Genomic DNA, 25,277 nt, shown 5'->3' with positions numbered 1-25,277 from the left:
CCCCAGCCCCGCCAAGCCTGCCGAGGACAACCCGTGGACGCGGCAACTCCTCGAAGCCATCGAGATCGTCAGCGCCCTCGACGAACAGGACAGCGCCCCACCCGGCTCGGACCACTCACGCCCCGGGAGCGGTTCACCCGCACACGGCTCCGGCGCGGACCCTCATGCGACCGCCGCCTGGACCCCGCCCTTCAAGCCCTACCTCCCACCTGGTCCGCTGGAATCCCTCTTCAACTCCGAGCCTCGCGATCCCGGCGCCGGCCTCGCCCCGGCCGAGAACGACCCCGACTCGGACGGCCCCGTACGCAAGCAGCTCGGTGAACACCCGGCCATTGATGACGACGGCACCAGGCCAGGAAGCACCGGTCACTCCACTCCGTAGTTCTGCGGCCAACCGGCCGGGACACCGCACCCCGACCGGCCGTCCGAGACGATTTGCTCAGCCCTCGTGCAGGCGGCCGGCCGTCAGCTTGTGGACCTGGCGCGCAGGTCAAGGATCAAGATCAGTGTTTGCGCTTCTTCCGGCGGCCTCGGGCTCCCGGCGACCGGATGGGGACGAGGGCGAGCAGCTCAGCCGGCGGGGCGCCGGCCAGTTCGCCGACGAGAGGGGCGTCGCGGCCCTCGGCGAGGAGGCGGTCGCGAACGCCGCGCCCGCGGAGCGGAGTGAGGCGGACCAGCGGAAAGTCGGGCTCGGCCAGGGCGGCGCGCAGGCGTTCGACCGCATCCGGTGGCAAGGGCTGGTCGTCGTGGTCGAGGTCGCTCGCACAGAGGGCGTCGGCGGAGCCGCGGGTGAGCTCCACGGGCCCGAGGTCGGACGAGACCTCGAACATGCGCCGCAGGTCCCGGGCGGCCTCGCGGCGCCAGAGATCACGCAGGCGCTCTTCCTCCTGGTCACGAACGAAGTACTCCTGGCAGGCCGGCCACACCGTCTCTTCGAGCCGCCACGTCGCGACGGGCACGGTGACCACCCGGCCCAGCTCCGGCAGCACCTCTGGACCACCCTCTACCAGGCGATCGACGACTGACGGTCCATCTCGTACCAGCCCGAAGGCCGGGCCACGCGTCAGGCGACGCCGGTGTCGTTCTCGATGACCGTGAACCGATCCGCGGCCAGTCCCACGGTGGCGCCGGTGGGCAGGGGGCGGCGGTGCTCGAAGGCCAGCAGCTCTCCACCGGGCAGTTCGGCGACCGACTCCCTGACGCTGCCCTGGAAGCTGCTGCGGACGACCTTGCCGGTGAACTGGGCGTCGCCGTTCTCGACGATCCGCAGGTCCTCGGGGCGCAGCGCGACGTACACGTCGGCACCGGCGGAGCCGAGCGGCCGCCCGAAGTCCACCTTGTCACCGCCCGCGAGCGCGAGCGCGCTCGTGTCGGTGATCCGGCCGCGTAGCAGAGTGACGCTGCCGACGAAGGACGCCACGAACGTGGTCTCCGGCCTCTCGTAGACGTCCTCGGGCGAGCCGATCTGCTCGATGCGGCCGCCGTTCATGACCGCGACGAGGTCGGAGATCTCCAGCGCCTCGTCCTGGTCGTGGGTGACGTAGACGGCGGTGATGCCGGTCTCCTGCTGGATCCGGCGAATCTCCCTGCGCATCTCGACGCGGAGCTTGGCGTCGAGGTTGGACAGGGGCTCGTCCATGAGGAGCACGTCGGGCTCCAGGGCGAGCGCCCTGGCCAGGGCCACGCGCTGCTGCTGGCCGCCGGAGAGCTGGCCGGGCCGGTGCTGGTCCCTGCCGGTGAGCCCGACCATCGCCAGGCCGGCGGCGACCTTCTCCGCGACGCTCTCCTTGGGCAGCTTGCGCAGGCGCAGGCCGTACGCGACATTCTCGGCGACCGTCATGTGCGGCCAGAGCGCGTAACTCTGGAAGACGAACCCGATGCGGCGCTTCCACACGGGCACCTTCGCGATGTCGAGCTCGCCGAAGTGCACGCCGCCCGCGTCGGCGCTCTCGAATCCGGCGATGATGCGGAGCAGCGTGGTCTTGCCGCAGCCGGACGCTCCCAGCAGCGTGGCCAGCCGCCCGGACGGCACGCGCAGGTCGACCGACTCGAGCGCGGTGGTCTCCCCGAACGTCTTGGAGACCCCTCGAATGCTGATGTCCATCATGAGCTCCGGATCACAGGGAGACCGTCCTGTAGCGACGGCGCAGCAGGTAGAGCGGGACGTAGACCGAGACCAGCAGCACCGTGGTCATGGCGGAGGCGACGCCGAACGGACTGCCCGGCTGCATCGCATTGGTGAAGATGACCACGGTCATGGTCACCCACGGCACCGCGTACAACATGACGGTGGCCGACAGCTCAGTGATCATCTGCAGGAACCCGACGGTGCCGCCCGAGATGACGGCGGGCCTGATGATCGGCACGACGATGTCGCGGAAGCTGCGCCGCGGCGGCGCGCCCACACTCATCGCGGCCTCCTCCAGCGACGGGTGGACCTGCCCGAGCGCGGTCTCGATCGACTTCATCACGTACGGCAGACGCCTGATGAAGTACGCCACCACGATGATCAGAGCGGTACCGGTGAGGATGACCGGCAGGTGGTTGAAGGCCAGGATGAACCCGATCGCGAAGACCGTCCCCGGCAGGATGTACGGCACCATGACGAGGTTGTTGAGCAGCGGCCCGGAGATCACGAACTTCTTGCGCGCCACGATGTAGGCCACGACGACGCCGAGCACGAGGGCGATCAGGCAGGCGATGCCGGCGAGGACGAAGCTCAGCACGATCGGCTGCAGCGACTCCTCGAACAGCCGCCGGTAGTTCTCCAGCGTCGGTTCCCACTGCAGGATGCCCGACTGCCAGCGCAGGAAGCTGGTGAGCAGGACCACGAGGTGTGGCACGAAGCCGAGCAGCAGCGCCGTCCAGATCCCGATGAGCACCAGCGCCTTCGGCCCGCGGCGTAGCTCGCGCAGCGGCTGGTCCCTGTTGCCCGTCACGGCGAACGACCGCCTGGCCACGATCCTGCGCTGGGCCAGCAGCGCCAGCCCGGAGACGAGCACCATCATGATGCTGGCCGTGGCCGCCACGCTCGGGCTGGCCGCGACCTCGGACATGAAGTTCTGGTACACGACGACCGGCAACATCTGGTAGCCGCCGCCGATCAGCATGGGCGTGCCGAAGTCGGCGAAGATGCGCATCGCGGCCAGGTAGCAGCCGGTCGCGATGGCGGGCACGGCCAGCGGCAGCGTCACCTTCGCGTGGGTGCGCCACGGCGTCGACCCGACGGACGCGGCCGCCTCCTCCAGCGCCGGATCCACCGCCCTGAACGCGTCGTACACCATCAGGAAGATCAGCGCGAACGTGAACCACACGCCGACCCAGATGATGCCGCCGACGCCGAGAATCGAGTCGAACGGCAGCGGCAGACCCACTCCCTTGGCGGCCTTGGTGAGGATGCCGCCGCTGCCCAGCAGCAACAGCCACGCGTACGCGCCGAGGAACGGCGGCGAGGTGGTGGCCATGGTGAGCATGGTGAGGATGCCCTGACGGCCGGGGATGCGGTAACGCGCCATGACGAACGCGAGCGGCACCGCCACCACGGCCGCCCCCGCGCCCACGGCCAGGCTGACGACCACGCTGTGCAGGAGCGGCCTGGTGAATCGTTCGTCGGTGACGAACGCGCCGAACCTGGCGAGCGTGAACGCGCCCGAGTCACTGGTGAACGCCGCCCTGACGATCCACAACTGCGGATAGACGATGAAGATCACCAGCACGAGGAGCGCGAGCAGCCCGGCCAGCCGCCAAGGGTCGCGCCAGTTGGTCCGGGGGCGCCGGCGCGACCGTGCCGGCCCCGTCCTCTGAGCCGCGGTCCGAGCCGTCATCAGCCCGCGCTCTTCACCGCGTCGTCGAACTTGGCGAGGATCTCATCCTTCTGCTCCGACGCCCACTTCTCGTCGATGTCGGCCCGCTTGAGCTGCTCGACCGGCGGCAGTCCCTTGGGCGCGGACACGTCGTTCCGCGACGAGCGGCGCTGTACCTGGTCCACCATGATCTGCTGGGCCTCCTTCGACATGAGGAAGTCCACGAAGGTTTTGGCGGCTGCCTCATGCGCCGCGCCCTTGATGATGCCCGCGGACCCGGTCTGGCTGGACACGCCGTCCTCCGGATAGATCAGCTTGATCTTCACTCCGGCGGCGAGCCACTTCGCGCCCAGGTCCTCGTTGATGAACGAGGTGCCGACCTCACCGTCCTTGACCATGTTGAACATCGCGGTCGAGCCGTCGAGCATGCGGGCGTTCCTGACGAACCGGTTGACGTAGTCCCAGTCGTGGAGCGTGACCATGGTGGTGAGGAGGCTGTAGGAGGTGCCCGACGACTTGGGCGTGGCGAAGGCGATGTCGCCACCCGAAAAGTCGGGCTTGGCCAGGTCCTCGAATGTCTTGGGATGCTTGGCCGCGTCGGGGAACTTGTCCGTGTTCACGGCGATCGCCTGGAACAGCAGGTCGGTGGCATGCCAGATGTGGTTCGGGTCCTTGGCCACGGTGGCGGCGTCGTTCGGCAGCTCGACAGGGGTGATGAGGTCGGCGTTGGCGGTGTACAGCTCCGACGAGCCACCCCAGATCACGTCACCCAGCGGCCGGTCCTTCTCGGCCCGCACCCTGGCGAACGCCTCCCCGGTTCCCGGCAGGCCGATCTTGTTGACCTTGATCTCCGGATGCTTGGCCTTGAACTCGTTGAGGATCGGATCCGTCACCTCGGGACCGCTCACCGAGTAGACCGTCACCGTGTTGTCGCCGTTCTGGCCCGCGGTGGCGTTGTTGGTCAGCACGCCCGAGCAGCCTGTGAGGGCCAGCGCGAGCAGGCCGGCGCCCAACGTGGTGGCATACCGCATGCACTTCTCCTGACACGTGGGGGGAATCAAGAGCCGGGGCGCACCCACACCGGGTTACCCGCGGCCCGCAGGGAGTCGTGGTTCCTGAGAGAATTCGCCCAGAATCGGGGGTCGTTCCGGCCCGGGTCGGCGTGGATCTCCGCCCGGTAGTACCCGGGTGTGGCGATCCGGTCCTCGACGGTGATGCGCTGCCACGCTCCCGGCCGGTCGGCGGCCGGGACGACGTTGATCAGCAAGCCGTCGCGCAGGACGAACACCACGACCGGGCCGTCCGCGCACACGTCCACCTCGACCTGGACCCGCCCGTCGGGGGCCGCCGCGGTGGCGCCCATGGGGACGCCGTTGACGTGCATGTCCATGTCCGCGCCCCGCCACACCCGGACCCGCCCTCGCCGCAGCGCCTCGACGATGCCGCGCTCGCCGGCCTCTTCCGCGTGCACCACCGTGACCACCTGGCCGAGCGCCTGCCCCGGGTCGGCGGGGTCGTGGCAGTCGCTGCCCGCCACGCCGATCACGCGGTGCCCGGCGGTCAGCAGGCGGTCCCACAGGCCGATCTGGGCGTCGTTGTTGGCGCCCTGCTGGAGGTGGGCGATCTCCATGAGGTCGATCCGGTCCCAGGGGGTGTCGAAGCGGCGCCACGCCTGGTCGCCGCTGAAGGCGTGATTGACGCAGACCAGGCCGCCCTGTTCGTGCACGTCGCCGGCGACGTGCACCATGGTGTGCTCGGGGCGGTCCACGTAGGTGTCCACCCAGCGGGTCAGGCCGTGCAGATTGGCGTGGCCTCGGTGGCTGGTGAGCTCCATGGAGCGCAGCAGGACGATGTCGTCGTGACCGTCGAGATCCTGCCAGTGGGCGGCGGTGAAGTGGTCGGTGACGGCGAGGAAGTCGAGGCCCGCCTCCTTGGCGGCCTTCACCAGGTCGGCGACCGGCCGGCGGCCGTCGGAGTGGGTGGAGTGGCTGTGCAGCTCGCCGCGGTACCAGCCGGGGCCGCCGATGGTGCCCGCGCCGGCGCCGGGATCCACTCTCGTCGCCGCGCTCGCCGTCGCCGCGCTCGCCGCGCTCACCGTCAGCTCGTACGGCGCCGCCGCCTTGTGCCTGTCGAGATCGAGCCGCACCGTCCAGCGGCCCGGCGGGATCGGCCCGGGTACGCACCCCGGCGAGGCGCCGGCCGTGCCCACCCGGATCACCAGCCGGCGGGGACCGGGACCGCCCGGGCACTGGACGTGGCCACGGAACGTGCCGTCAGGCTCCAGCAGCACCGCGTAGATCTGGACGACATCGACGATCTTGTCGTACTCCAGCACCAGCTCCAGCTCGGTGGTCCCGGCGGGCACGTCGAGCGGATAGTGCAGGTAGTGCAGGTCGAACGCCGGTTCGGGAAGGGTGGTCTGTACCGAGAGCAACTCGGTCGCCCCGATCATGCGGTGTCCGCCTCCATCCGTCCTTCGATGAACGCTTTCTATCCATCTGATGAACGACATGTCAACGTTTGTTAAGACATTAGGGCAATCTGTGGCGCGTTCCGGCGGACGACCGAAACGTGCCTGACCAGGCGATTCGAGGAGCGGCTCCCTGGCCCGGACAACATGAAAGCCCTCTCCCACGCGGGAGAGGGCTTTCATCGCCCGCCTGTTACCAGGCGTAGTCTTCCGGGGCGGTCGATCTGGCGCAGTACGCCATCGAGCAGGCCCCCGGCCAGCGGGCTCCCACGGGATCACGCCAAGGCCGTAGTCCTCGGCCGCGGGCAGCACCAGCCGCTCCGGCGACGACTGTGGTCGCCAACACCCAGCCAGCCGCGATCAGCCCGTACGAGAGCCACTGCGTCCTCTCCAGGCATCTGCTGACGCCGTCACCGCAAGCGACCGAGAGCAGACATGGATGAAACACGCGCGGTGCGGGCGTTGCACCCTTCGTACGAGAGTTGGCCGACCGAGGGGATGGATGACATGCCTCTTAAGGGTGAGTACGAACCCAGCACTGCGCAGTGGGTACGTGAGCAAGTCGAGCTGTACGAGAACTCCGGCGGCACCAAGGGCACGACCTTGCGGGACACGGGATTGCCCGTCATCGTGATGACCAACCTGGGCGCCAGGAGCGGCAAAATCCGCAAGACGCCGCTGATGCGTGTGGAACACGAAGGCCGATACGCCGTGGTCGCCTCGCAGGGCGGCGCTCCCAAGCATCCCGTCTGGTACTTCAACCTCAAGTCCGAGCCCCATGTGGAGCTCCAGGACGGCCCCATCAAGCGGGACATGAGGGCTCGTGAAGTGACCGGCGCGGAGAGGGCCGAGTGGTGGCAGCGTGCAGTGGCGGCGTATCCGCCGTATGCCGACTACCAAAAGAAGACGGATCGGGAGATCCCGGTGTTCGTACTGGAGCCGATCGAAGCCTGATCGCAGGGGGCGCCCCAGCCGACGCGCGCCACCTGCCGCAGCGGGACTCCTGGGCGCCCTCCTACGGCAGATGACCGCATGGTCCATCCTTCAAGATCACGCGGCACATTCACGACCTCAACAAGCCCGGACTGCTTGTCCACGCAGATCCAGCACCTTGCGCCGGAACTCTGGCGGATAGCCCCGTCATCCCCTGCCGCTTTCCTCTCATCAGGTGGCACAGGAATCCAGTAACCCACCTCTACTCAACCCGGGACACACCAAAGTCTCCACCGAACCCGGGGCGATTCAATCACCGATCTCAGTCCAGGCGGGTCAAGGTTTCGGGCGCATCCCAGGTTGTCAGATGCCGGTCAGGGTCGGTTTCTTCCTGCGAGACCTGGTGGATCAGGTCGACGAAGGCTTGCCGGTCCTGCTCGGACAGACCTTGCAGGAGGACGGCGGCCTGCCCGCGAACCGCGCATGCCGCTGGGAACGTCCCGTGCTCGGCTGCGCAGCTCAGGCCAGGGGCATGGGACCGACGGTCACCCCCACGGGCGGCTCGTATCGATGATCGCCATCCAGGCGACGCTCGGGACGCGTTCAGCGAAGCGGAGACGCCCCAATCAGCCGATACATCCTTCTGCGAACAGCCAGTGCCCGACCGACATAGTGAGGTTACGATCGCCATAGATACTCCTAAGTACGGGGAGGGATCGGCATGGACATGGCAGCGTTGGCCAGCCAGCTCGTGCCATACCCGAACGCAGCGATCGGTGCTCATGGGGCGGCTTCAGCAGCCAAGACTCACGACGCGATCGCGAATGAGACGGTTGTCGTCGGACGACGATTGCTCGAGCGCATCCTCAAGCGGGAGCAGTCACGCGCGCCGATCCAATCTGCCATAAACGATCTTGCGCAGGCCCAGCCGGGCTCGGGGGCGGAGAACGTCGCCGTCGTCGGTGTCAACGTCGGCGTTGTGCAGCAGGGCGACAACGCCACCGCCCCGCGATGACCAGTCCTCCCGCCCCCAAGAAGGCGGCGGCACGCGGTGAGCGCGCCACCGCGATCGGCGGCAACAGCGGCATCAGCCAGCAGGGCGACAACGCGGCCGCGGGGCAGGTGCGTGCCGAAACTGTGGGTGAGATCCACATTCACGGCGCACCGCCGCGCAAGTCGTCGCGGAATAAGGCTTCAGACACACCCGACGAGGGCAGACGACGGCTTCTCTTCCTGCTTGCGCTGGGAGGCGCCACTCTGACCGGTGTGCTGACCGGCGGCGGGGTCTGGCTCCAGCAGAGCCTGACCCGGTTGACGCCGGTGTTCGGCGGAGGTTGGGAGGGCCTGTTCGCCAGCGAGGAGATCAGGGACGTCTTTCACCGGCAGGGGCTCGATGTCGACGTCAACAATCTCTCCGGCATCGATATGACCTACATCCAGGGCAGCGACCTGGGCCGGTACCACTTCTTCCTGTGCCCGGCCGACACCATCGCCGCAGCGGTGAAGAACAACTTCAGGGTGTCGGGACAATCGCCCTCGAACCCCCGGCTGATCTTCCAGGCCCCCATGGTGGTGCTGGTCCACCGGGCTCTGCTGGAATGTCTGGTGGACCAGTCCCTCGTCAGGTCAGAGAACGGCTTCTACATTTTCGACGTCCTGCGATATCTGGACCTGCGGTTGACGGAAACGAACTGGACGTGGGGCAGCATCGGAGCACCCGAAGGGGTCGCGCAGGGAGATTCTCAGGTGGAAGTGGTCTCTGGCGCCCCGTGTTCCGCCGGCGGCGGTGATCTTTACCTGAGCCTGCTCATCCACGCTCACCGGAAGAACTACCGCACGGACAGGACGCGTTTGATCAACGATTTACAACGGTTATTCCAGAACAGCTGGCCGCCGAGCAGCTTCGGCCTTTTACAAGAGTTTTTCTCCAGCCACCAGTATCCGATGGCCTTCGTCTACGAGCACGACGCGCTCAAGTATCTGGCGGACCAGCAGGGAATAGCTCCCGATAACTACCGCCTGCTCTACCCCGATCCGGGGGTGATCTCCAAGCACATGTTCATCGGCCGCGACGACAAGGACGGGAGCGAACTCGTCGGCGATCTGCTCGCATCGCGCGAAGTGCAACAGATCATGGCGCGGAAATTCTTCCTGCGCGGCGCCGACGCCAAGCTCTTCGAACAGGCCGTCACCGGACACGGCATGACCGGCTGCATCCGGCAGGGCGACGCCCTCAAGTCGTTGGCCCTGCCGAGCCCTTCCGACATCGCCCCGTTTCCCCGCCCGGATCTCATGATCGCATTCAGGAACGAGATCGTGGCATGCGCCTGAACCGGTCGGTATCCCGGTGGGCGGGCATAGCGGCGTTGCTGGTCCTGACCACCGGGCAATGCGCGCCGCCGAACCTGGGCCAGCCGGAGCAGATCACGATCCTGGCCGCTCCCGAACTGATGGATTTGCGTCCAGTCCTGTCCGACTTCACCCGCTCCGAGGGGATCCGCGTTGAGCTGCGTGAAGCCAGTAGCGCGCCCCTCGCGACGCAACTGGACACGCAGCCGCCCGTTGACGCGGTCTGGCTGCCGACCGGCCTCGAGCCTAACGGGGACGGCAACCGGCAGCTCGGCGCGGGAAGGACCATCACCTTCTCCCCAGTTCTGCTGGCTCTGAAGGTCTCGGTCGCCGACCGGCTCGGTTGGATCGACAGCCGGGTCACCTGGAAACAGATCGCCTCGGCCGCCCGCGGACACCATTTCACCTTCGGCATGAGCGCCCCGGATGAGGCATTCACCGGGCGTGCCGCCGTACTGGCCGCCGCCAGCGGTTTCACAGAGGTCGTCGACTCGATCGACGACGGCGACATCTATCCGGCGGCGGGTGGGCTGCGGGCGATGTCCACCGCGCAGGCCATCACCGCGTCGACCGACGCCGAGCTGATCACCGGCTTCTTACAATCCGGCGGCGCCTCCGCAGACGGACTGTTCACCTACGAATCCCAGATCGCCCGTCTCAACACCTCCGGCCAGCTCAAACAACAACTGGTCCCCATACGTCCGAGCGACGGAGTGGTCAACGCCAGGTACACGCTGCGACCTCTGCTGCAACCTCGTACGCCCAAGGCGGCCGAGCACCTGGCCCGACTCACGAACCATCTGCTCAGCACCGACGCACAACACAAGATCGCAGATCGGATCCATCATCGTCCCATCACCCCGGGCGTGCGCCCGCCCGCTGGACTGCCTGCGAATCCGCCCACGTTGCTCAACATTCCCCGGGACCAGACCGTCGTCGACCGGCTCGTCGCCGTCTATCTGGGTCGCTACCGCTATGCCACCCGCACCGTCTTTCTCCTCGATGTCTCGGGCTCCATGCGCGGGGCCAAATCCGCAGACCTGCGCCGGGCCGCTGCGGCCTTGGCCGGTGCACCCGTGGCTCGCACGTCAGGGGCCGCCACCGACGAGCAGGCGATCCTTCTGCCGTTCGCCTCTTCTCCCGCGAAGCCTGTGATCATCGACCTGTCCAGCGCCCGCTCTGCCCACGGCCGCAAAGCCGTCAGCGACTTTCTCGCCCGCCTCACGCCAGGGGGACACACCGCAACTTATGACGCCCTCGTGGCCGGCCTGCGGACACTGGCCAAGATCGGTACCGACGATCGCATTCTCTCGATCGTCCTGATCACTGACGGCATGAGCAACAGAGGTCGCACCCTGTCCGACTTCGTGCGGTACCACGACACCCTTCCGCCCGATCTCAAACGGGTGCCCGTCTACCCAGTGCTGGTCAACGGCGCCGACGCACGTTCCATGCGGGAACTGGCCGAACACACCGGTGGCCGGTTGCTCGACGCACGCCACACCAACCTCGCCACCGCCTTCATCACCTACCGAGCCCAGCAATAGGCGTCGCGACTCCATCGAACCCAGGGCACACCAGGGTCTCCAAGAAAGTCGGAGCGGTTCACAGGGCCGGCTTCGTCACGCCGTGTGCATACGCCGGGAACGCGCCGGACGTATCTGCACGAAGACCGGGTTGCGGAACACCGAGCCCGTCAGCAGGCATTGGCCCTGCCCCAGTGCGGGAACCGTCGACCACAGCGCTTCATGGACGCCGCCCGTGGTGGCACGTACCGGGGCAAGGTTGCCGGCGGACTTGAGCTGATGGATGAACCGCGTGTTCGCCAGCTCGAACAACTCCTCGGGCACGTGACCGGGCTGCTGCGACACCAGCACCAGACCCATCCAGCGCTTGCGGCCACGACGGCTGATGACCTGCAACTGGTCCAGCACCGCTCGCATCCTGCCCGCACTGGACCGCGAGACGAACGTGTGCACCTCTTCGATCACCACCAGCACCGGCGGGCGCGGCCGGCCGTCCTTCCCGATGGGTTCGCCGCGAGCGACCGCGATCACCCGGTCGAACAGGGCCTGCAGGAGGAAGGAGATGGCGATGTTGCGGGCGCTGTCGTTGGTCTCGCTCACGTCGAAGACGCTCAGGCGCCGCTCCACGAGCAGCTCGTCCACGTCCAGGTACGGGGTGTTCCTCGTGGGCCGCCAGTCGAGCATCTCGGACCTGCCGAGCTTGTACAGCTTGTTCCTCAGCGTGGACGCGGTGGCCTTCTCCGTCGAAGGGATTTTCGGCGAGAGCAGCGGCATGCCGCCCGTGGTCGGATCCTCCTGCAAGCCGTCGATCAGGTCGCTGAGATCGTACGAGCGGTCGGGAGAAGGCGGTGCGGGAGCGGCGAGGGCGCCCATCCTGCCCGGACGGGAAGCCGTCTCCGCGTTGCGCCGGGCCTGGCTCGTGATGGCACCCCACATCCTCACCTGGGGTTCGGTGAACTCGAGGACGTCGGCGACGATTTCCTCGGGCACATCGGCGATCGGCACCTTGAAAGGCAGCGGATCGGGCGCGTCCGTCATGCCGGCGTTCGGCACGTACACCCGGAAGTCCGGTATGCCGCGCGGACGCCGCTCCTCGAAGCGTTCCTCCAGCAGGCGCGCGAGGTGCGGCTCATCGTTCCCCTTGTCCATCCGTACGTACTCGCCCTCGACATCAATGGCGACCACCGCCCACCCGGCCCGAACGGCCTCCTCCATCAGCACCTGAGTGGTGTTGGACTTACCCGATCCGACGGTGCCGAAGATGCCGGCGTTACGCGGCAGGAAACCCTTGTTCGCCGAGTCCGCCTCGACTCTCACATCGTCATAGCCGAGCAACGAGCCCAGTTGCATGTCGCCTTCGATGCCGAGCATCCGACGCAGCCGGTCGCTGGGGTAGATGAACACCTGGGAGTACGGCCGGGGACGGGTCGAAGTAGGGAGCACGTTCTCCGAAGGAGTGACCTCGCCGAGAATCTCGATCGTGCCGGCGGCGTAATAGGTGGGCCGGAACTGGGTGCGTTCCGGATGGAGCAGTGTGGTGCGGCTGATGGCCGAATCGGGGCCGATCTCGTGTGGGCTGTGGAAGGGGCCTTCGACGACGCGTCCGAGGAAGGTGATGCCTTGTTCGGTGTCGTTGACGCCCACGTAGGCGTCGCGGCGGAAATGGCGGCGCAGTTGCTCGGAGACCAGGACGCCGCTGCTGGTGTTGTCCGTCCCCGGTCCGTCGAAGGCGACGAAGCCGAGGGTGATCAGCGATCGGGCGAGGCTGGCTTCGGCGGCCTCGAGGTCTTCGCCGGGAATCTCCTGCTCTGCGGGAGAAGGCGCGTCGTGCTGGTCCTTCGGCTCTTCCCGCGGTTCTTCGGCCTCGGCTTCGGCCTCGGTGTCCGAGCTCATCCTCGTGTCCTCCGTGGGTCCAGATCGGCAAGTCCGTGTTCTACCCCGAGTTCCATCAACCGCGTTTCGATGAACGTCCGGAACTCCCCGCCCTTGAACATCGTGCGGGCCACGTTGTCGGCGAGGTCGATGTGGAAAGGAAAGCCGCGCGCGGTCACGGGCGCGCCGGTGTCCGGCAGACCTCGCGTCCAGAGCGCGTCGGCGAGAAAGAGCGCCGCCGCCTCCTCGACCCGCTCCCGGTGGCACTCCAGGAGAAACGGACGATGCCCGGCCTTGATGAGCAGGATGGTCACCTCCGGCCCCACCTCTGCGATGAAGCTCCGGAACCTCGCGCGGTCCAGGTTGTTGAACCCCGCCTTGGTCGTTCCCGCTCTCTCATCGCCGTCCAGGAAACCGGTCAGGTCGTCGGCCAGCGTACGCAACTCGATGAACTCCCCCGGCTCCAGGACGATGCCGGCGTTGAGCACGTCCAGGTCCTCGGGGCTTTCACTGACCGCGATGAATCGCTGGTTCTTGATGTAGTGGCGGACGAGATCGAAGACCGGCGGCAGGTTCTCTCGCGGATGTCCCACGCCCGTACGGAGTTCGAAGGGAATCAGCTCTCCGTGGATCATCCGCCAGTCGGCCTCCTGCGCGAGCAGAAGCTTGCGTTCGCCGAAGAGCATGAGGGCGCGGCTGGCCAGGTTCGAGGTGCCGTGCACCTTGCGGAGATTGTCGAAGAACTCCCTGGCCGTGTCGCCGGTGGTGGTCAGCTCGTGCTCGAAGACCCTTGTCACGAGGCCGACGGATTCGCCGGTGTTGGTGACGATCACCACGCCCACCTGGATCTTCGTACCGCTCAGAAGGGGTACGGCGGCCAGCGTCCCATCGGAGGCGGCGACGATCCCGGTGCGCAGGAGGTGCTTGGCCCATTGCGTCTTCTCGGGCGACGGACGGCGAATGTGCGCGCTCAAATCTGGATTGTCGGCCAATATCTCGGCGCGGAGCTGCTCCCGCCGCCCGTGCGAGGCCAGAACAGCCGCATCCACCCGATCCCGCAGGTGGTCGACATACTTTTCGAGTTCCATCCACGGGGCAACCGACAGGATGTCGGCAAGGCTTTGCGCATCACGCTGTTCCACTGGACCTCCACACCTCCGCCAGTGACGCTTCGCAACCGATCACCACGCTCTGGAGCAGATTAACCACGAGACCGGCGGGGTTCCAGGCCTCATAAGCACCGGGTCACTGTCGGCGGCGGCCGCACGCATGAGTGTGGTCCTGTCCTACTTCGTCCAGGCTGGGCTGGGGAGGTCGAGCGGGCCGGCCTGCCAACCGATCCGTCAGCTCATCGGGTGCGTCAACGGCACCCTCAACTCGACCTGGAACTCCATGGTGCCCGCACCACCAGCGGCATCGGCACTCGCATCGCCCAGCGCAGCCTCGCCCTGGCCGCCGCCGTCTGGCGCCAGCTCACCAGGTGACCGCATGTGGCCGGAGGTGGGCCAGTCCGGCCAGGACGTCATCAAACTCGACGAGCTACCAGGATCTGCGGTTGGTGCGCCTCCCATAACGACTCCGCATGTCGCCCGGACGACCAGCAGCGAAGCATGACATCGTCGCACGTGTGGGGGGCGAGACAGCCGGTTTGGAAGAAGCCTTCAGTCGCGTGGTGCGGCTGGCGAGCGATCATATCGGCGCGCTCGATTCCAGCATGCGTCACATGGCGGCCCACGCCTGGGTCGGCGGTGGCGCGGGCCCTTTCACGCAGGCCACCCGTGACCAGCGCACCCGGCTCCAGCGGGCCTTCGAGACCGCCGCGGCGCAGGTCGTCGAGCGCATCCGCGCCCTCGGCGGTCAGGCCACCGCGCCGTCGCTGTCGACGCCGCTTCCCGTCGCCACGTCCGCAGGAGGCGGCTACGCGGGGATGAACGTGGCGGCGATGACCCGCATGGTGGCCGACCTGGAGCGCGCCGGGCATGACCTCCCCGCCGCGGGAAGTCTGCTGTCCGCGGCGCTGGCGTCCGCATGCGTCAGTGCCGCGCCCGCCCAACAGGTCGCGGCAGTAGGCTCCTGGGCCATCGGACAGGCCACCGACCTGCGCAGGCGGCTGACCGTACTCCAGCAGCGTCCCGACGGCGACCTGGCCGACGCGGCCCTGCTCGGCTTCGGGCTCTTCGGCGGATCCGCCCCCGACCCGAGTGGCGTCGGCGCCCTGCTCACCGCCGCCGCGGCCGGCGGCCCCTCGGCGCTGGAGAAGGTGGTGGCGGCGCAGGACACCGGCCAGGACCCGACTCTCGCCGCCCGGGTCAGCTCCTGGTGGCAGCTCCTCGACCCGGCCGCCCGCCAGCGCATCGTCAACGCCGCACCGCACCTGATCGGCTCGCTCAACGGCGTACCCGCCGCCACCCGCGACAGCGCGAACCGCGCCTACCTGGGCCTACGCAAGCACGCTCTCGCCAACCAGTTGGCGCAACTGCGGGCGCTGGAGGAGCGGATGAAGCGAGGGGCGCGGCAGTCCTCCATACGCATGGAGATCGATGCGCTGGAAGCGGAACAGCGACAGATCGCGGCCGTCGAGAAGAGCCTGGCGATGGGCGGAGTCAACGGCCGTCCGCCGGCGCTCCTGCTCAACGTCGAACTGGGCGGACTCGGCAAGGCCGCCATCTCCTTCGGCGACCCCGACAAAGCCGACTCGGTAGTCACCTCCGTACCAGGTACGGGCAGCACATTGGAGGGGATCGGCGGCGACGCGTCCCGCGCCGCGACCCTGTGGGACCAGGCCAACTTTTCCGCCCCTTCCCATACGAAGACCGCTTCGATCATCTGGCTCGGCTACGAGGCGCCACAGCTCGACGGGGGAATTCTCCTGGCCGACACCTCCGTGGCATCGCCCAACCTCGCCCAGGCCGGGGCAGGCACACTGGCCGGATTCCTCGACGGTCTCCACGCCACCCACCAAGCAGCCGGCACACCGCGATTCACCGTACTGGGACACAGCTACGGCAGCGTGGTGACCGGCATGGCCGCGCAGACACGGAAAGGGACGTTCGCCGACCAACTCATTCTTGTAGGAAGTCCCGGGACGATGGCAGCGCAGGCGAGCGACCTCGGAGTCAAGCAGGTCTGGGTAGGCGAGTCACCCCAGGACCCCATCGCCGACCTCGGACATCTCCCCATCAGCGGCGGACGAAACCCCATCTCAGGCATACTCAACCCCTGGCTCCCGAATGGTGCGGGCCCCTTCGGAACCGACCCCAGCAACATCGCCTTCGGCGCCAACCGCTTTGTCGTACATCCCACACCGGTGTCAGGCCCCTTGGCTTTCACCGGGTACGACATTGGTACACACTCCGGTTACTGGGCTCAGCGCTCTGCTTCCCTGGAAAACATGGGATTCATTATCAACGGCCAATACGATCGAGTATCGAGACTCCCGACGCCGAAACAGGCGCCGGTCCCGACGCCCCATCTGGCTCCGTCACCTCCGTCACGCCCTTCTTCGGAACCGGTGTCCCCGCCGTCGCCCACCCCACAGTCGTCACCCATGCCGACGGGAGACTAGATGTTCCGCACGGTCCGGTTGCTAATCGCAGCAGTGATTCTCGTCGCCGGATGCGCGCCCGGCGGAGCCCTGGGAGGAGCCATGAATCCATCGGCCGACAAGCCCACGATCACCAAAGCGCAGGCGCTCACCCGGATCGAGCAGCTCATCAACGGGACCGTCAGCGTCATCCATCCCAAGCCTCAGCTGGACCTGTATCAGCCCAGCCTCAACGACGGCCTCTGCCTCGACCCGCAAGACGGCGGCTCCGAAGACCGGATCGAGGTCAGCCGCTCCTATTACCTGCGCGGACTGCCCACGGCCAAGAACACACTCAAGGAGGTGGTCACCGCGGTGAAGGCGTACTGGCAGAAGCAGGGCCACTACATCGCGGTCGAGCACGAGAACGGCCTGCAGCTCTACGGGCACTCCCGCCCCGACGACTTCCTCATCACCATCAGCCTGGCGGCCGAGGACGTACTCAGCCTTGGCGCCACCTCCACCTGCCTCTGGCCCAACGGAACCCCCGAGCCCTCCTCCGCCCCCTGACACCAGCGCAGCCCCACCAAGATGACCACGCTCGTGCTGGCCGAATCGTCAGGAGTGAAGTCATCGTGACTCAGCTCCGACAGAGCCATCCCTCCATCTGCAGCACGGTCTTCGGGAACCTGCGCGGCAGGTTGGGCCGCCGTTGCCCCGTCGAACATGAGGCCGACATACATGCCGACCAGATCGATGGCGCCCGTCGGTGCGGCATGACCTCATTTGTTGATCGACAACCTCTGGACGGCGGCGCTCCTCTCGCGACCGACTCCGCGTCCCGCTGCAGTTGGGGGCCTTTGCGTGTCTTGTCAGGGGCTCGGAGGGATGCAATGGAAGATCTTTTGGTCTTCGGCTGACCAGGCGTTTGACGACCGTCCACACTGTAGGCCGTGACGGACGATCTCACTGACGCTCGGAACCGCCTGGTCCCTCTCTACCGGCTCCACCAGGTGGCGGCCCTGCTCAACATGCCGCGCCTGGACACGACCACCAACCCCGACGAGCCCCTGTCAAGCAGGCAGCAGGCGGCGTTGTACGCCGGCATCGCCAACTGGGCTCGGCTCTCGGCTGAGGCCGCCGAACAGGTCGGCGAGTCGGACTTCCCCGGGGTTACCGAGCGATTCGTCTACCTGATCGAATACACCGACCAGCACTCCAGAGGCTGGCACCCGGCTCCCAGCAAGCAGTCCCAAGGGGTCGTTCTGGCCGATGCGGCCGAGACGGTCGCGCAGTCCATTCTCCCTACCTACATCACCTACCTGGTCGAACACCGCGACGACTTCCAGTTGTGGCTGGTGGATTCGCTCTCCTTGCGTGCGAACGTGTGGCACGTGGAAACCACTGAGATGCACCCGCACGACCACTGCCCGAACTGTCCCTCCTCGGCGCACACGTTCGACAGGGCAAAAGTTTCTCCGCACGCCGTCGAGGTCCGCACTCCCGTCCAGATACAACAGTTCTTGTATCAGCTCAGCGCCGGCGCTTCATGACCAGGAGATGGCGAGTACCGCGGCGGTGATCCCGTTCGACGGCGCGGCCGATGCTGGACCGTGAGGCGGTGTGCCGCTGTGCAGTCGGCCCAGGCGCGAGCTGCCACGTCGGGGGTGCTGCCCGGCGGGCCCAGGCGGCGCAGTCCCGCCGTCACGTCATCGACTTCGTGGACGAACTCGACAGTCAAGTCGGCGGTCTATCTCGGCTGGGCGCACCCGCGAACCACGTCTCCTGTTGATCTGCCTGGGGGTCAGATCGGCGGTTTGGTGGGGTTCGGCAGAATTGAGGTGTGCGTGTTGGATTGTTGGGGCCGTTTGAGGTCAAGGGTCACGACGGGGTCGTGGTGGAGGTTCCCGGGGTTCGGTTGCGGGCGTTGCTGGCCGCGCTCGCGCTGGAACCCGGCCGGGTCGTCACGCGGGCGAGGCTGGTCGACTGGATCTGGGGGGAGCAGCCGCCCGCGGACGAGGTGAACGCGCTGCAGGCGCTGGTGTCCAGGTTGCGCAGGGTGTTGCCGGACGGGGTGATCGAGGCGGAGGCGGGCGGGTACCGGCTGGCCGTGGCGTCCGATGCGGTGGACGCGGGCCGGTTCGAGCACCTGGTCGGGCAGGCTCGTGCCGCCGAGCCCGCGGCGCGGGCGGAGTTGTTGCGTTCGGCGCTGGCCCTGTGGCGGGGTACGGCGGCCATGGCGGACATCGCGCTGCACGGCAGTGACGCGTTCGACGCGGCGGTCACGCGGCTGGACGAGCTCCACGTCGCCGCGCTCGGGGACCGGGTGGATGCGGACCTGCTGCTCGGCCACGGCGCGGAGTCGCTGTCCGAGCTGGCCGAGCTGGTCGCCACGTACCCGCTGCGGGAGCGGTTCGTGGGGGCGTTGATGCGGGCGCTGGCCGAGGCGGGGCGCGGGGCCGAGGCGTTGACCGTTTATCAGCGCACGCGTGAGCGGCTCGCCGAGGAGCTGGGCGCCGATCCGTCGGCGGAGCTGTCCGCGCTGCACACCGCGGTGTTGCGGGGCGAACTGGGCGAGACCCGCAGGACGAATCTGCGCGCCGAGCTGACGAGTTTCGTCGGCAAGGACGAGGACCTGTCCGCGGTCGCCGGTCTGGCCGTCCGGCACCGGCTGGTCACCTTGACGGGGGCGGGCGGCTCCGGCAAGACCCGGCTGGCCACGGAGACCGCCCGGACGATGCTCGCCGAGCTGCCGGACGGGGCGTGGCTGGTCGAGCTGGCCTCGGTCCGGACGGGCGGTGAACTGGCGCAGGCCGCCCTCACCGCGATCGGCCTGCGTGACCAGGGGCTGCTCGGCGGCGCGCGGGGCGGGGAGCCGATGGACCGGCTCGTCGCCGCGGTCCGGGAGCGTGCGATCCTGCTGATCCTGGACAACTGCGAGCACGTGATCGAGGCGGCGGCGGCCTTCGCGGACCGGCTCCTGGGCGAGTGCCGGAGGTTGCGGATCCTGGCGACGAGCAGGGAGCCGCTCGGTATCACCGGGGAGGTCCTGTGGCAGGTCGAGCCGCTCGCGCTGCCCGCGGGCGGGTCGGACCCGGCCGCGGCCGGGGCCTCGCCGGCGGTGCGGCTGCTGCGCGACCGCGCGGATCTGGTGCGCAAGGACATCGGCTCCGGTGCGGACACCCTGGCGGCCATGGTGCGGATCTGCCGGGCGCTCGACGGGATGCCGCTGGCGATCGAGCTGGCCGCGGCACGGTTGCGCACGATGTCCGTCGATCAGCTCGCGCGTCGGCTCGACGACCGGTTCCGGCTGTTGACGAGCGGCAGCCGTACGGCGCTGCCCCGGCACAAGACGTTGCGCGCGGTCGTGGACTGGAGCTGGGACCTGCTGACCGAGTCCGAGCGCGGCGTGCTGCGGCGGCTCTCGGTGTTCTCCGGCGGGGTGAGCCTGGAGGCGGCCGAACGGGTGTGCGGGGACGGGGCGTCCGGGGAGCAGGTGTTCGACGTGCTCACCGCGTTGATCGACAAGTCGTTGCTGCTCGCCGACGACGGGGGCACGCCGCGCTACCGGCTGCTCGACACCATCAGGGAGTACGCGGCGCAGCGGCTCGCCGAGGCCGGGGAGAGCGAGGCGGCCCGGCGGGCGCATCTCGCCTACTTCATCGAGCTGGCGGAGACGGCCGAGCCGCACCTGCGCCGGGCCGGGCAACTGGAGTGGCTGGCCACGCTCACGGCCGAGCACGACAACATCGGCACGGCCCTGCGCGGGGCGATCGCCGAGGGGTGGGCCGAGGAGGCGATGCGGCTGGTCTCGGCCGTGGGCTGGTACTGGTTCCTCAGCGGGCACCGGGCCGAGGGCACCGAGTTGAGCGTCGCGGCGGCCTCGCTGGAGGGTGAGGTGCCCGATGAGGTGCGGGCGATGGCGTACTTCATCGTGACGGTGTTCATGTCCTCGGGGCTCGGCGGCGACCAGTACCGGGCGCGGGAGTGGATCCAGGAGGCGCACCGGCTCGTCCGGCGCGGCGGGCGGCAGCACCGGCTGCTCGGGTTCGTCGAGCCGCTGGCGCGGATGTTGCAGGAGCCGGCGGAGTTCCTGCCCGCGTCGGAGTCGCTGGTCGCCGACGTCGATCCGTGGGTGCGCGCGCAGGCCAGGCTCGCCCGTGGCCGGATGCGGCTGACGATCGGCCGCGACGAGACCGGCGTGGACGCCGACATCGAGCTCGCGCTCGCCGAGTTCCGGGCGCTGGGTGACCGGTGGGGGGTGTCGCTGGCGCGGACCTTCCTGGCCGACCGGCTCGCGATGCGCGGCGAGTTCGCGCGCGCGTGCGAGCAGCACGAGGCGGCGATCGTGGCGCTGACCGAGGTCGGCGCGACCGAGGACGTGATCGGCCTGCGGGCGCGGCAGGCCCAGCTCCACTGGCTGCTCGGTGACGAACGCTCCAGCGCGGCGGCCATGGCGGAGGCGCAGCGGTACGCGGGCGGGATCGCCTGGCCGGGGGTGCTCGTCGAGCTGGCGCTCGCGAAGGCGCAACTGGCGCGCTGGCGCGGCGAGCCGGACCAGGCGCGGCGGCACCTGGCCACGGTGCTGGCGCTGCTGGACGATGAGGCGCTGGGCGAGGCTTTCCGCGCCAAGGTCATGGACCTGTCGGCCTACCTCACCGAGGATCTCGAGCAGGCCCGCGCGCACCGGGCCGAGGCGTTCCGCGTGGCCGTGGAGTACATGTATCCGCCGATGGTCGCCGAGGTGCTGGTCGGGATCGCGGATCTGGCGCTCCGCCGGGGGCAGGACGAGCTGGCCGTCCGCCTGCTCGCGGCGGGCGACGACATGCGCGGCATGCCGGACCGTTCGCAGCCGGACGTTCCCCGGATCGCGGCGGAGGCGCGCGACCGCCTCGGCGAGGCCGCGTTCGCCGAGGCGAGCCGTGCCGGTCGGGGGCCGGGCTGGCAGGAGCTGGCCGAGCACGTCCTCGCGTCGTGAGCGGCGCGGCTCGTCAGGCGTCCCAGGTGACCGGGAGGCTCTTGACGCCGTAGATGTCGGCGGTCTCGGGGCGCAGCGGGATCTCGTCGGCGGGTACGGCCAGGCGTAGCGTCGGGAAGCGGTTGACCAGCGCGGGGAGGGCGACGCGCAGCTCGACGCGGGCGAGTTGCTGGCCCAGGCACTGGTGGATGCCGTGGCCGAAGGCCAGGTGCCCGCCGTCCTTGCGGCCGAGGTCGAGGGTGTGGGGGTCGGGGAAGCGGCCGGGGTCGCGGTTGGCGGTGTGGAAGGACAGGATGACCGCCGAGCCGGCCGTGATGGTCTGGCCGCCGAGTTCGACGTCCTCCAGGGCCGTTCGCATGAACTGCTTGGCGACGCTCAGGTAGCGCAGCAGTTCCTCGACGGCCTGGTCGGCGAGTGCGGGGTCGCTGCGCAGCGCGGCCAGTTGCGCCGGGTTGCGCAGCAGCGCGAAGGTGCCGAGGGCGAGCATGTTGGCGGTGGTGTCGAGGCCGGCGGCGAGCAGGATCAGGGCGACGCCGCGCAGCTCCTCGTCGGTGAGGTCGCTGTCGGTGAGGTCGCTGAGCACGTCGTCGGTGGGGTGGGCGCGCTTGGCGGCGACCAGTTCCGCGAGGTACTGCTGGGTGCCGGTGTAGGCCGCGATCAGCTCCTCGTCGCTGGTCTCCCCGCTGAGGAACGTGTCTGTGCTGGGGGTCGTCCATGAGCAGGAACTCGCCGGGCGGGGCCGGAGGCACCTCGATGTCGCCGTAGTCGATCAGCGGGTGGTGGCGCATGAGCTCCTTGCGCGAGCTGAACCGCGGGTCGGCGAGCACCGACCGGGCCAGGTCGAAGCCGGTGACCAGCCAGCCCTGGTGTCCGTCGGGGAACGGGAAGCGGCTGATCGGGCCGTGCTCGCGGGCCTCGGTCAGCTCCGCGGGCGGGTCGAAGGGACAGCCGGGCCGGCGCGACGCCGGCATCGTCGTGATGGTGTGGACGGAGTCGGCCATGACCATTCCTCATCTCGCGGTGGTTCCGGTTCGTGGCCTTCACCTTCGCCGATCGTCCTGACATCGGGCTGTCGCCGTGCTGACGTGACCGCTGACACGACGCCGCGCCCGGCACCCTCGATCGTTCACACTCCGAACAGCCGTGCCGCGTTGTCGTGGCACACCGCCCGCAGCCACTCCTCGCCGAGCCCCAGCCGGTCGAGGGCGTGGAGCTGGTGCACGTAGGGGTAGGGGAGGTTGGGGAAGTCGGAGCCGAGCAGGACGCGGTCGCCGAGCGCGGCGAGCCGGGGCAGGGCCCGGCGGGGAAACGGCAGGTAGCCCTCGGTGAAGTCGGTGAACGCCATCGTCGTGTCCAGCAGGACCTGGTCGTGGCGTTCCGCGAGGTCCAGGAAGTCCTCGTACTCGGGCATCCCCAGATGGGCGATGATCAGTCGCAGCCGCGGGTGCCGCGCCAGCACCCGCGCGATCGGCTCCGGGCCGGTGTGCTTGCCGCGCGCGGGCCCGGAGCCGCAGTGGATCACCACGGGGACGCCCGCCTCGGCCAGTACGCCCCATGCCCGCTGGAGCAGTTCGTCGGCCGGGTCGTACGCCCCCACCTGCACGTGCGCCTTGAACACCCGCGCGCCTGCCTCGACGGCCTCGCGGACGTACGCCTCGGTGTCCGGCTCCGGGTGGAGGGTGGCGGTGTGCAGGCAGCCGGGGGTGCGGTGGGCGAAGTCGGCCGCCCACGCGTTCAGCCACCGGGCCATGCCCGGCTTGTGCGGGTAGAGCATCGAGGTGAAGGCCCGGACGCCGAACTCGCGGAGCAGCGCGGCCCGTGCCGCCTCGTCCTGGCGATAGGTGATCGGCCAGGCGAGGCCGCCGGTCAGCGGGCCGTTCGCGTCGAAGTAGGCCCACACCTTGTGCAGGACGCGTTCGGGCATGAAGTGGGTGTGCACGTCGATCAGGCCGGGCAGGCCGAGCCGCGTCCGGAACCGGTGGATCTCGGCGGCCTCCGGAGGCACGTGGTGATCGTTCATGTCGCTCTCCCCCGCTCCCGTGTGTGTGGGATCCGTCACCCTCTGAGTTCGGCCAGCAGGTCCTGGGAGTAGGCGATGCGGCCGGTGAGCTGCGCGGCCGGGCGGTGGCACAGCGCGAGGGCGGCCTCGGCCATGACGCCGGGCGGCTCGGCGTCGGGGTCGTCGTCGCTGGTGAGACGGTGGAACAGGGTGCCGGGGGTGGGGACGACCTGGTTCGGCGAGAGCGCGTTCACCGCGATGTCGTCGGCGTAGAGTTCGGCGGCCAGGCCCGTGGTGAAGCGTTCGAGCGCGGCCTTGCACATCCCGTACACCGTGCCGCCGAAGCCGGCGTACGCGCCGGGCGGGAACGACGGGTGGCGGGCGGCGATGGAGGAGATGTTGAGTATCCAGCCCGCGCCGCGTTCCCGCATCCCGGGCACGACCAGTTGGGCGAGGTGGAAGGGGGCGTTCACCTGCACCTCGAACATCAGGCGGTAGCGGCGGTCGGTGAACTCCGGCACCGGTGTGAAGTAGGTGACGGCGGCGTTGTTGACGAGGATGTCGACCGCGCCGTACCGCTGGGTCGCGGCCTCGATGAGCGCCGTCCTGTCGGGCTCCCGTGACAGGTCGGTGGCCTGGGCGAAGGCGGTGCCGCCGGCCGCCTCGATCCGCGCGACGGTGTCGCCGATCGTCCCTTCGAGGCGGCTCTGCGACGCCTCGACGGTACGGGCGGCGGCGACCACCTTCGCGCCCTCGGCCGCCAGCCGTACGGCTATCGCGGCGCCGATGCCCCTGCTCGCTCCGGTGACGACTGCGACCTTGCCTTCCAGTACGCCCATGGCCGTCCTCTCCTGGGACTCTCGCCGGCTCGTGGATCTTCTGGGGTGATTCTAGAACGTCATTGCAGAATCTGCCTCAGCCGCGGGCGGGCGTGCGGAAGACCTGACGGCCGTGCCAGCCGAGGTGCTCCCGATCGACGGCGTCCAGACCGGGCTGCGGCCTGCGCGCGGGACGGCCGGCCAGCGCGAGCACCATGTCGCGGGAGGCCCCCGACCGCCCCACGAACCTGGCCGAGACCGCGATGGCGTGCTCCTCGGTCAACCCGAGCACTCCCTTGTCGAACAGCTTGTGATGGATCGCGCACAGGCACAACCCGTTCGCCACGTCGTCGGGGCCGTCGAAGGCCCACCAGCGCACGTGCGCCGCGTCCAGGCCCACCACCGCACCGTCCAGCCAGCCGTCGTAGGAGCAGAACGCGCAGCAGTACTCGTACGCCATGAGCACCCGGTCGCGGAAGCCCGGATCGCGGCGCTTGGTGAGCTCCGTGCCGGTTGCCGGCGTCTCCAGGTCCAGGCCGGTCAGCAGGCACAGGTCCGCGTGCAGGGACGGGGCGAAGTTGGCGTCGAGGAGGTGGCGGGCGATGCGCCCGAGCAGGCCGGGCTCCTCCGACAGCGCGCGGGCCAGGTCGGGGTGCAGGCGGCCGGCGGCCTCGCTGTCGCGCAGGCGGCCCAGCCCGGGGCCGGGACTGCCGGCGCCGTGCCGGGTGTCGACCAGCCACAGGCCGTCGGTCGTCAGGTGGTGGAACGGGTAGCCGGGGCTGGTGTCGCGCGGCGGGCCGTACTCCTTGAGCAGCTTCTTGAGTTCGGCCTCGGCGGCGCTGAACGCGATGGGACGGTTGCCGTTCCGCTGGAACCGGCCCAGGGCGTACAGCAGGAGCAGCGGCTTGTGCGGCGCGCGCTCCCCGCCCCTGGTCCAGCGCCGGATCTCGGCGACCCGCTCGATCCAGTCCACGATCGGCCAGTGTAGGACGGCCGGCCGGGATCC

Annotated in this window: 21 protein-coding genes and 1 pseudogene; 11 read left to right on the top strand and 11 right to left on the bottom strand. The window is 69.0% G+C overall.

The window, feature by feature from the left end:
- Positions 1-382, top strand: a 382-nt coding sequence (locus FAF44_RS40225; protein WP_237108631.1) for a hypothetical protein, incomplete at its 5' end; no start/stop codon positions are given.
- Positions 383-503: 121 nt separating this feature from the next.
- Here the strand turns inward: FAF44_RS40225 and FAF44_RS40220 are convergent.
- The 5 genes from FAF44_RS40220 to FAF44_RS40200 all read right to left on the bottom strand — a co-directional run bounded on the left by FAF44_RS40220 (position 504) and on the right by FAF44_RS40200 (position 6,255).
- On the bottom strand, positions 504-989 hold the full coding sequence (locus FAF44_RS40220; RefSeq protein ID WP_237108630.1) for a hypothetical protein: 486 nt from the start codon (positions 987-989) through the stop codon (positions 504-506).
- Positions 990-1,063: 74 nt separating this feature from the next.
- Positions 1,064-2,107 (bottom strand): ABC transporter ATP-binding protein, encoded by a 1,044-nt coding sequence (locus FAF44_RS40215; RefSeq protein WP_237108629.1) that lies wholly within the window; start codon positions 2,105-2,107, stop codon positions 1,064-1,066.
- Positions 2,108-2,117: 10 nt separating this feature from the next.
- Complete coding sequence (locus tag FAF44_RS40210) at positions 2,118-3,824, bottom strand: iron ABC transporter permease (protein WP_237108628.1); 1,707 nt, start codon at positions 3,822-3,824, stop codon at positions 2,118-2,120.
- On the bottom strand, positions 3,824-4,834 hold the full coding sequence (locus FAF44_RS40205) for an extracellular solute-binding protein (RefSeq protein WP_237108627.1): 1,011 nt from the start codon (positions 4,832-4,834) through the stop codon (positions 3,824-3,826). The genes FAF44_RS40210 and FAF44_RS40205 overlap by 1 nt, the downstream gene beginning before the upstream one ends.
- 26 nt (positions 4,835-4,860) lie before the next feature.
- The gene (locus FAF44_RS40200; RefSeq protein WP_237108626.1) at positions 4,861-6,255 is read right to left on the bottom strand and encodes a CehA/McbA family metallohydrolase; all 1,395 of its coding nucleotides are present in this window, start codon (positions 6,253-6,255) and stop codon (positions 4,861-4,863) included.
- A gap of 525 nt (positions 6,256-6,780) precedes the next feature.
- Between FAF44_RS40200 and FAF44_RS40195 the strand changes: the two genes are divergently transcribed.
- From FAF44_RS40195 to FAF44_RS40175, 5 genes are all read left to right on the top strand, one after another.
- A complete protein-coding gene (locus FAF44_RS40195; protein WP_237108633.1) occupies positions 6,781-7,227 on the top strand; it encodes a nitroreductase family deazaflavin-dependent oxidoreductase in 447 nt (148 codons plus the stop codon).
- 346 nt (positions 7,228-7,573) lie between these two features.
- A complete protein-coding gene (locus FAF44_RS40190; RefSeq protein WP_237108625.1) occupies positions 7,574-7,780 on the top strand; it encodes a hypothetical protein in 207 nt (68 codons plus the stop codon).
- 147 nt (positions 7,781-7,927) lie between these two features.
- Positions 7,928-8,221 carry a hypothetical protein gene (locus FAF44_RS40185; RefSeq protein ID WP_237108624.1) on the top strand — a complete coding sequence of 98 codons (294 nt, stop codon included), beginning with the start codon at positions 7,928-7,930 and terminating at the stop codon, positions 8,219-8,221.
- Positions 8,218-9,537, top strand: coding sequence for a hypothetical protein (locus FAF44_RS40180; protein ID WP_237108623.1), 1,320 nt, complete (start codon positions 8,218-8,220; stop codon positions 9,535-9,537). Before FAF44_RS40185 ends, FAF44_RS40180 begins: the two co-directional genes overlap by 4 nt.
- The gene (locus FAF44_RS40175; protein ID WP_237108622.1) at positions 9,528-11,102 is read left to right on the top strand and encodes a VWA domain-containing protein; all 1,575 of its coding nucleotides are present in this window, start codon (positions 9,528-9,530) and stop codon (positions 11,100-11,102) included. The genes FAF44_RS40180 and FAF44_RS40175 overlap by 10 nt, the downstream gene beginning before the upstream one ends.
- 75 nt (positions 11,103-11,177) lie before the next feature.
- Here the strand turns inward: FAF44_RS40175 and FAF44_RS40170 are convergent, their stop codons facing one another.
- On the bottom strand, positions 11,178-12,974 hold the full coding sequence (locus FAF44_RS40170; RefSeq protein WP_237108621.1) for an ATP-binding protein: 1,797 nt from the start codon (positions 12,972-12,974) through the stop codon (positions 11,178-11,180).
- Positions 12,971-14,095 (bottom strand): hypothetical protein, encoded by a 1,125-nt coding sequence (locus FAF44_RS40165; RefSeq protein WP_237108620.1) that lies wholly within the window; start codon positions 14,093-14,095, stop codon positions 12,971-12,973. The genes FAF44_RS40170 and FAF44_RS40165 overlap by 4 nt, the downstream gene beginning before the upstream one ends.
- Before the next feature lie 213 nt (positions 14,096-14,308).
- On the opposite strand from FAF44_RS40165, the gene FAF44_RS55260 reads away from it, so the two are divergent.
- The 5 genes from FAF44_RS55260 to FAF44_RS40145 all read left to right on the top strand — a co-directional run bounded on the left by FAF44_RS55260 (position 14,309) and on the right by FAF44_RS40145 (position 21,454).
- On the top strand, positions 14,309-14,437 hold the full coding sequence (locus FAF44_RS55260; protein WP_272895663.1) for a hypothetical protein: 129 nt from the start codon (positions 14,309-14,311) through the stop codon (positions 14,435-14,437).
- A 143-nt stretch (positions 14,438-14,580) separates the two neighbouring features.
- A complete protein-coding gene (locus FAF44_RS40160; RefSeq protein ID WP_237108619.1) occupies positions 14,581-16,518 on the top strand; it encodes an alpha/beta hydrolase in 1,938 nt (645 codons plus the stop codon).
- On the top strand, positions 16,519-17,046 hold the full coding sequence (locus FAF44_RS40155; protein WP_237108618.1) for a hypothetical protein: 528 nt from the start codon (positions 16,519-16,521) through the stop codon (positions 17,044-17,046).
- Positions 17,047-17,429: 383 nt separating this feature from the next.
- Positions 17,430-18,029, top strand: a complete 600-nt coding sequence (locus FAF44_RS40150; protein ID WP_237108617.1) for a hypothetical protein — start codon at positions 17,430-17,432, stop codon at positions 18,027-18,029.
- Positions 18,030-18,370: 341 nt separating this feature from the next.
- A complete protein-coding gene (locus FAF44_RS40145; RefSeq protein ID WP_237108616.1) occupies positions 18,371-21,454 on the top strand; it encodes a BTAD domain-containing putative transcriptional regulator in 3,084 nt (1,027 codons plus the stop codon).
- A gap of 13 nt (positions 21,455-21,467) precedes the next feature.
- Here the strand turns inward: FAF44_RS40145 and FAF44_RS40140 are convergent.
- The 4 genes and pseudogenes from FAF44_RS40140 to FAF44_RS40125 form a co-directional block, all read right to left on the bottom strand.
- Positions 21,468-22,455: pseudogene (locus tag FAF44_RS40140) on the bottom strand (cytochrome P450).
- Between the two features lie 125 nt (positions 22,456-22,580).
- Positions 22,581-23,474 (bottom strand): amidohydrolase family protein, encoded by an 894-nt coding sequence (locus FAF44_RS40135; RefSeq protein WP_237108615.1) that lies wholly within the window; start codon positions 23,472-23,474, stop codon positions 22,581-22,583.
- 35 nt (positions 23,475-23,509) lie between these two features.
- Positions 23,510-24,292 carry an SDR family NAD(P)-dependent oxidoreductase gene (locus FAF44_RS40130; RefSeq protein ID WP_237108614.1) on the bottom strand — a complete coding sequence of 261 codons (783 nt, stop codon included), beginning with the start codon at positions 24,290-24,292 and terminating at the stop codon, positions 23,510-23,512.
- A 76-nt stretch (positions 24,293-24,368) separates the two neighbouring features.
- A complete protein-coding gene (locus FAF44_RS40125; RefSeq protein WP_237108613.1) occupies positions 24,369-25,244 on the bottom strand; it encodes a phosphorothioated DNA-binding restriction endonuclease in 876 nt (291 codons plus the stop codon).
- Between the last annotated feature and the right edge of the window lie 33 nt (positions 25,245-25,277).

The organism is Nonomuraea sp. MG754425 (assembly GCF_021699195.1).
Classification (GTDB): domain Bacteria; phylum Actinomycetota; class Actinomycetes; order Streptosporangiales; family Streptosporangiaceae; genus Nonomuraea.
The sequence above is the reverse complement of the archived record's forward strand: the minus strand, read 5'-3'. Positions and strand labels throughout refer to the sequence as shown.

Coding starts and splice junctions, on each gene's coding strand:
- FAF44_RS40215 (WP_237108629.1), bottom strand. CDS start 2,107: ATGATGGACATCAGCATTCGAGGGGTCTCCAAGACGTTCGGGGAGACC.
- FAF44_RS40210 (WP_237108628.1), bottom strand. CDS start 3,824: ATGACGGCTCGGACCGCGGCTCAGAGGACGGGGCCGGCACGGTCGCGC.
- FAF44_RS40205 (WP_237108627.1), bottom strand. CDS start 4,834: ATGCGGTATGCCACCACGTTGGGCGCCGGCCTGCTCGCGCTGGCCCTC.
- FAF44_RS40200 (WP_237108626.1), bottom strand. CDS start 6,255: ATGATCGGGGCGACCGAGTTGCTCTCGGTACAGACCACCCTTCCCGAA.
- FAF44_RS40195 (WP_237108633.1), top strand. CDS start 6,781: ATGCCTCTTAAGGGTGAGTACGAACCCAGCACTGCGCAGTGGGTACGT.
- FAF44_RS40190 (WP_237108625.1), top strand. CDS start 7,574: ATGCCGGTCAGGGTCGGTTTCTTCCTGCGAGACCTGGTGGATCAGGTC.
- FAF44_RS40185 (WP_237108624.1), top strand. CDS start 7,928: ATGGACATGGCAGCGTTGGCCAGCCAGCTCGTGCCATACCCGAACGCA.
- FAF44_RS40180 (WP_237108623.1), top strand. CDS start 8,218: ATGACCAGTCCTCCCGCCCCCAAGAAGGCGGCGGCACGCGGTGAGCGC.
- FAF44_RS40175 (WP_237108622.1), top strand. CDS start 9,528: ATGCGCCTGAACCGGTCGGTATCCCGGTGGGCGGGCATAGCGGCGTTG.
- FAF44_RS40170 (WP_237108621.1), bottom strand. CDS start 12,974: ATGAGCTCGGACACCGAGGCCGAAGCCGAGGCCGAAGAACCGCGGGAA.
- FAF44_RS40155 (WP_237108618.1), top strand. CDS start 16,519: ATGTTCCGCACGGTCCGGTTGCTAATCGCAGCAGTGATTCTCGTCGCC.
- FAF44_RS40135 (WP_237108615.1), bottom strand. CDS start 23,474: ATGAACGATCACCACGTGCCTCCGGAGGCCGCCGAGATCCACCGGTTC.
- FAF44_RS40130 (WP_237108614.1), bottom strand. CDS start 24,292: ATGGGCGTACTGGAAGGCAAGGTCGCAGTCGTCACCGGAGCGAGCAGG.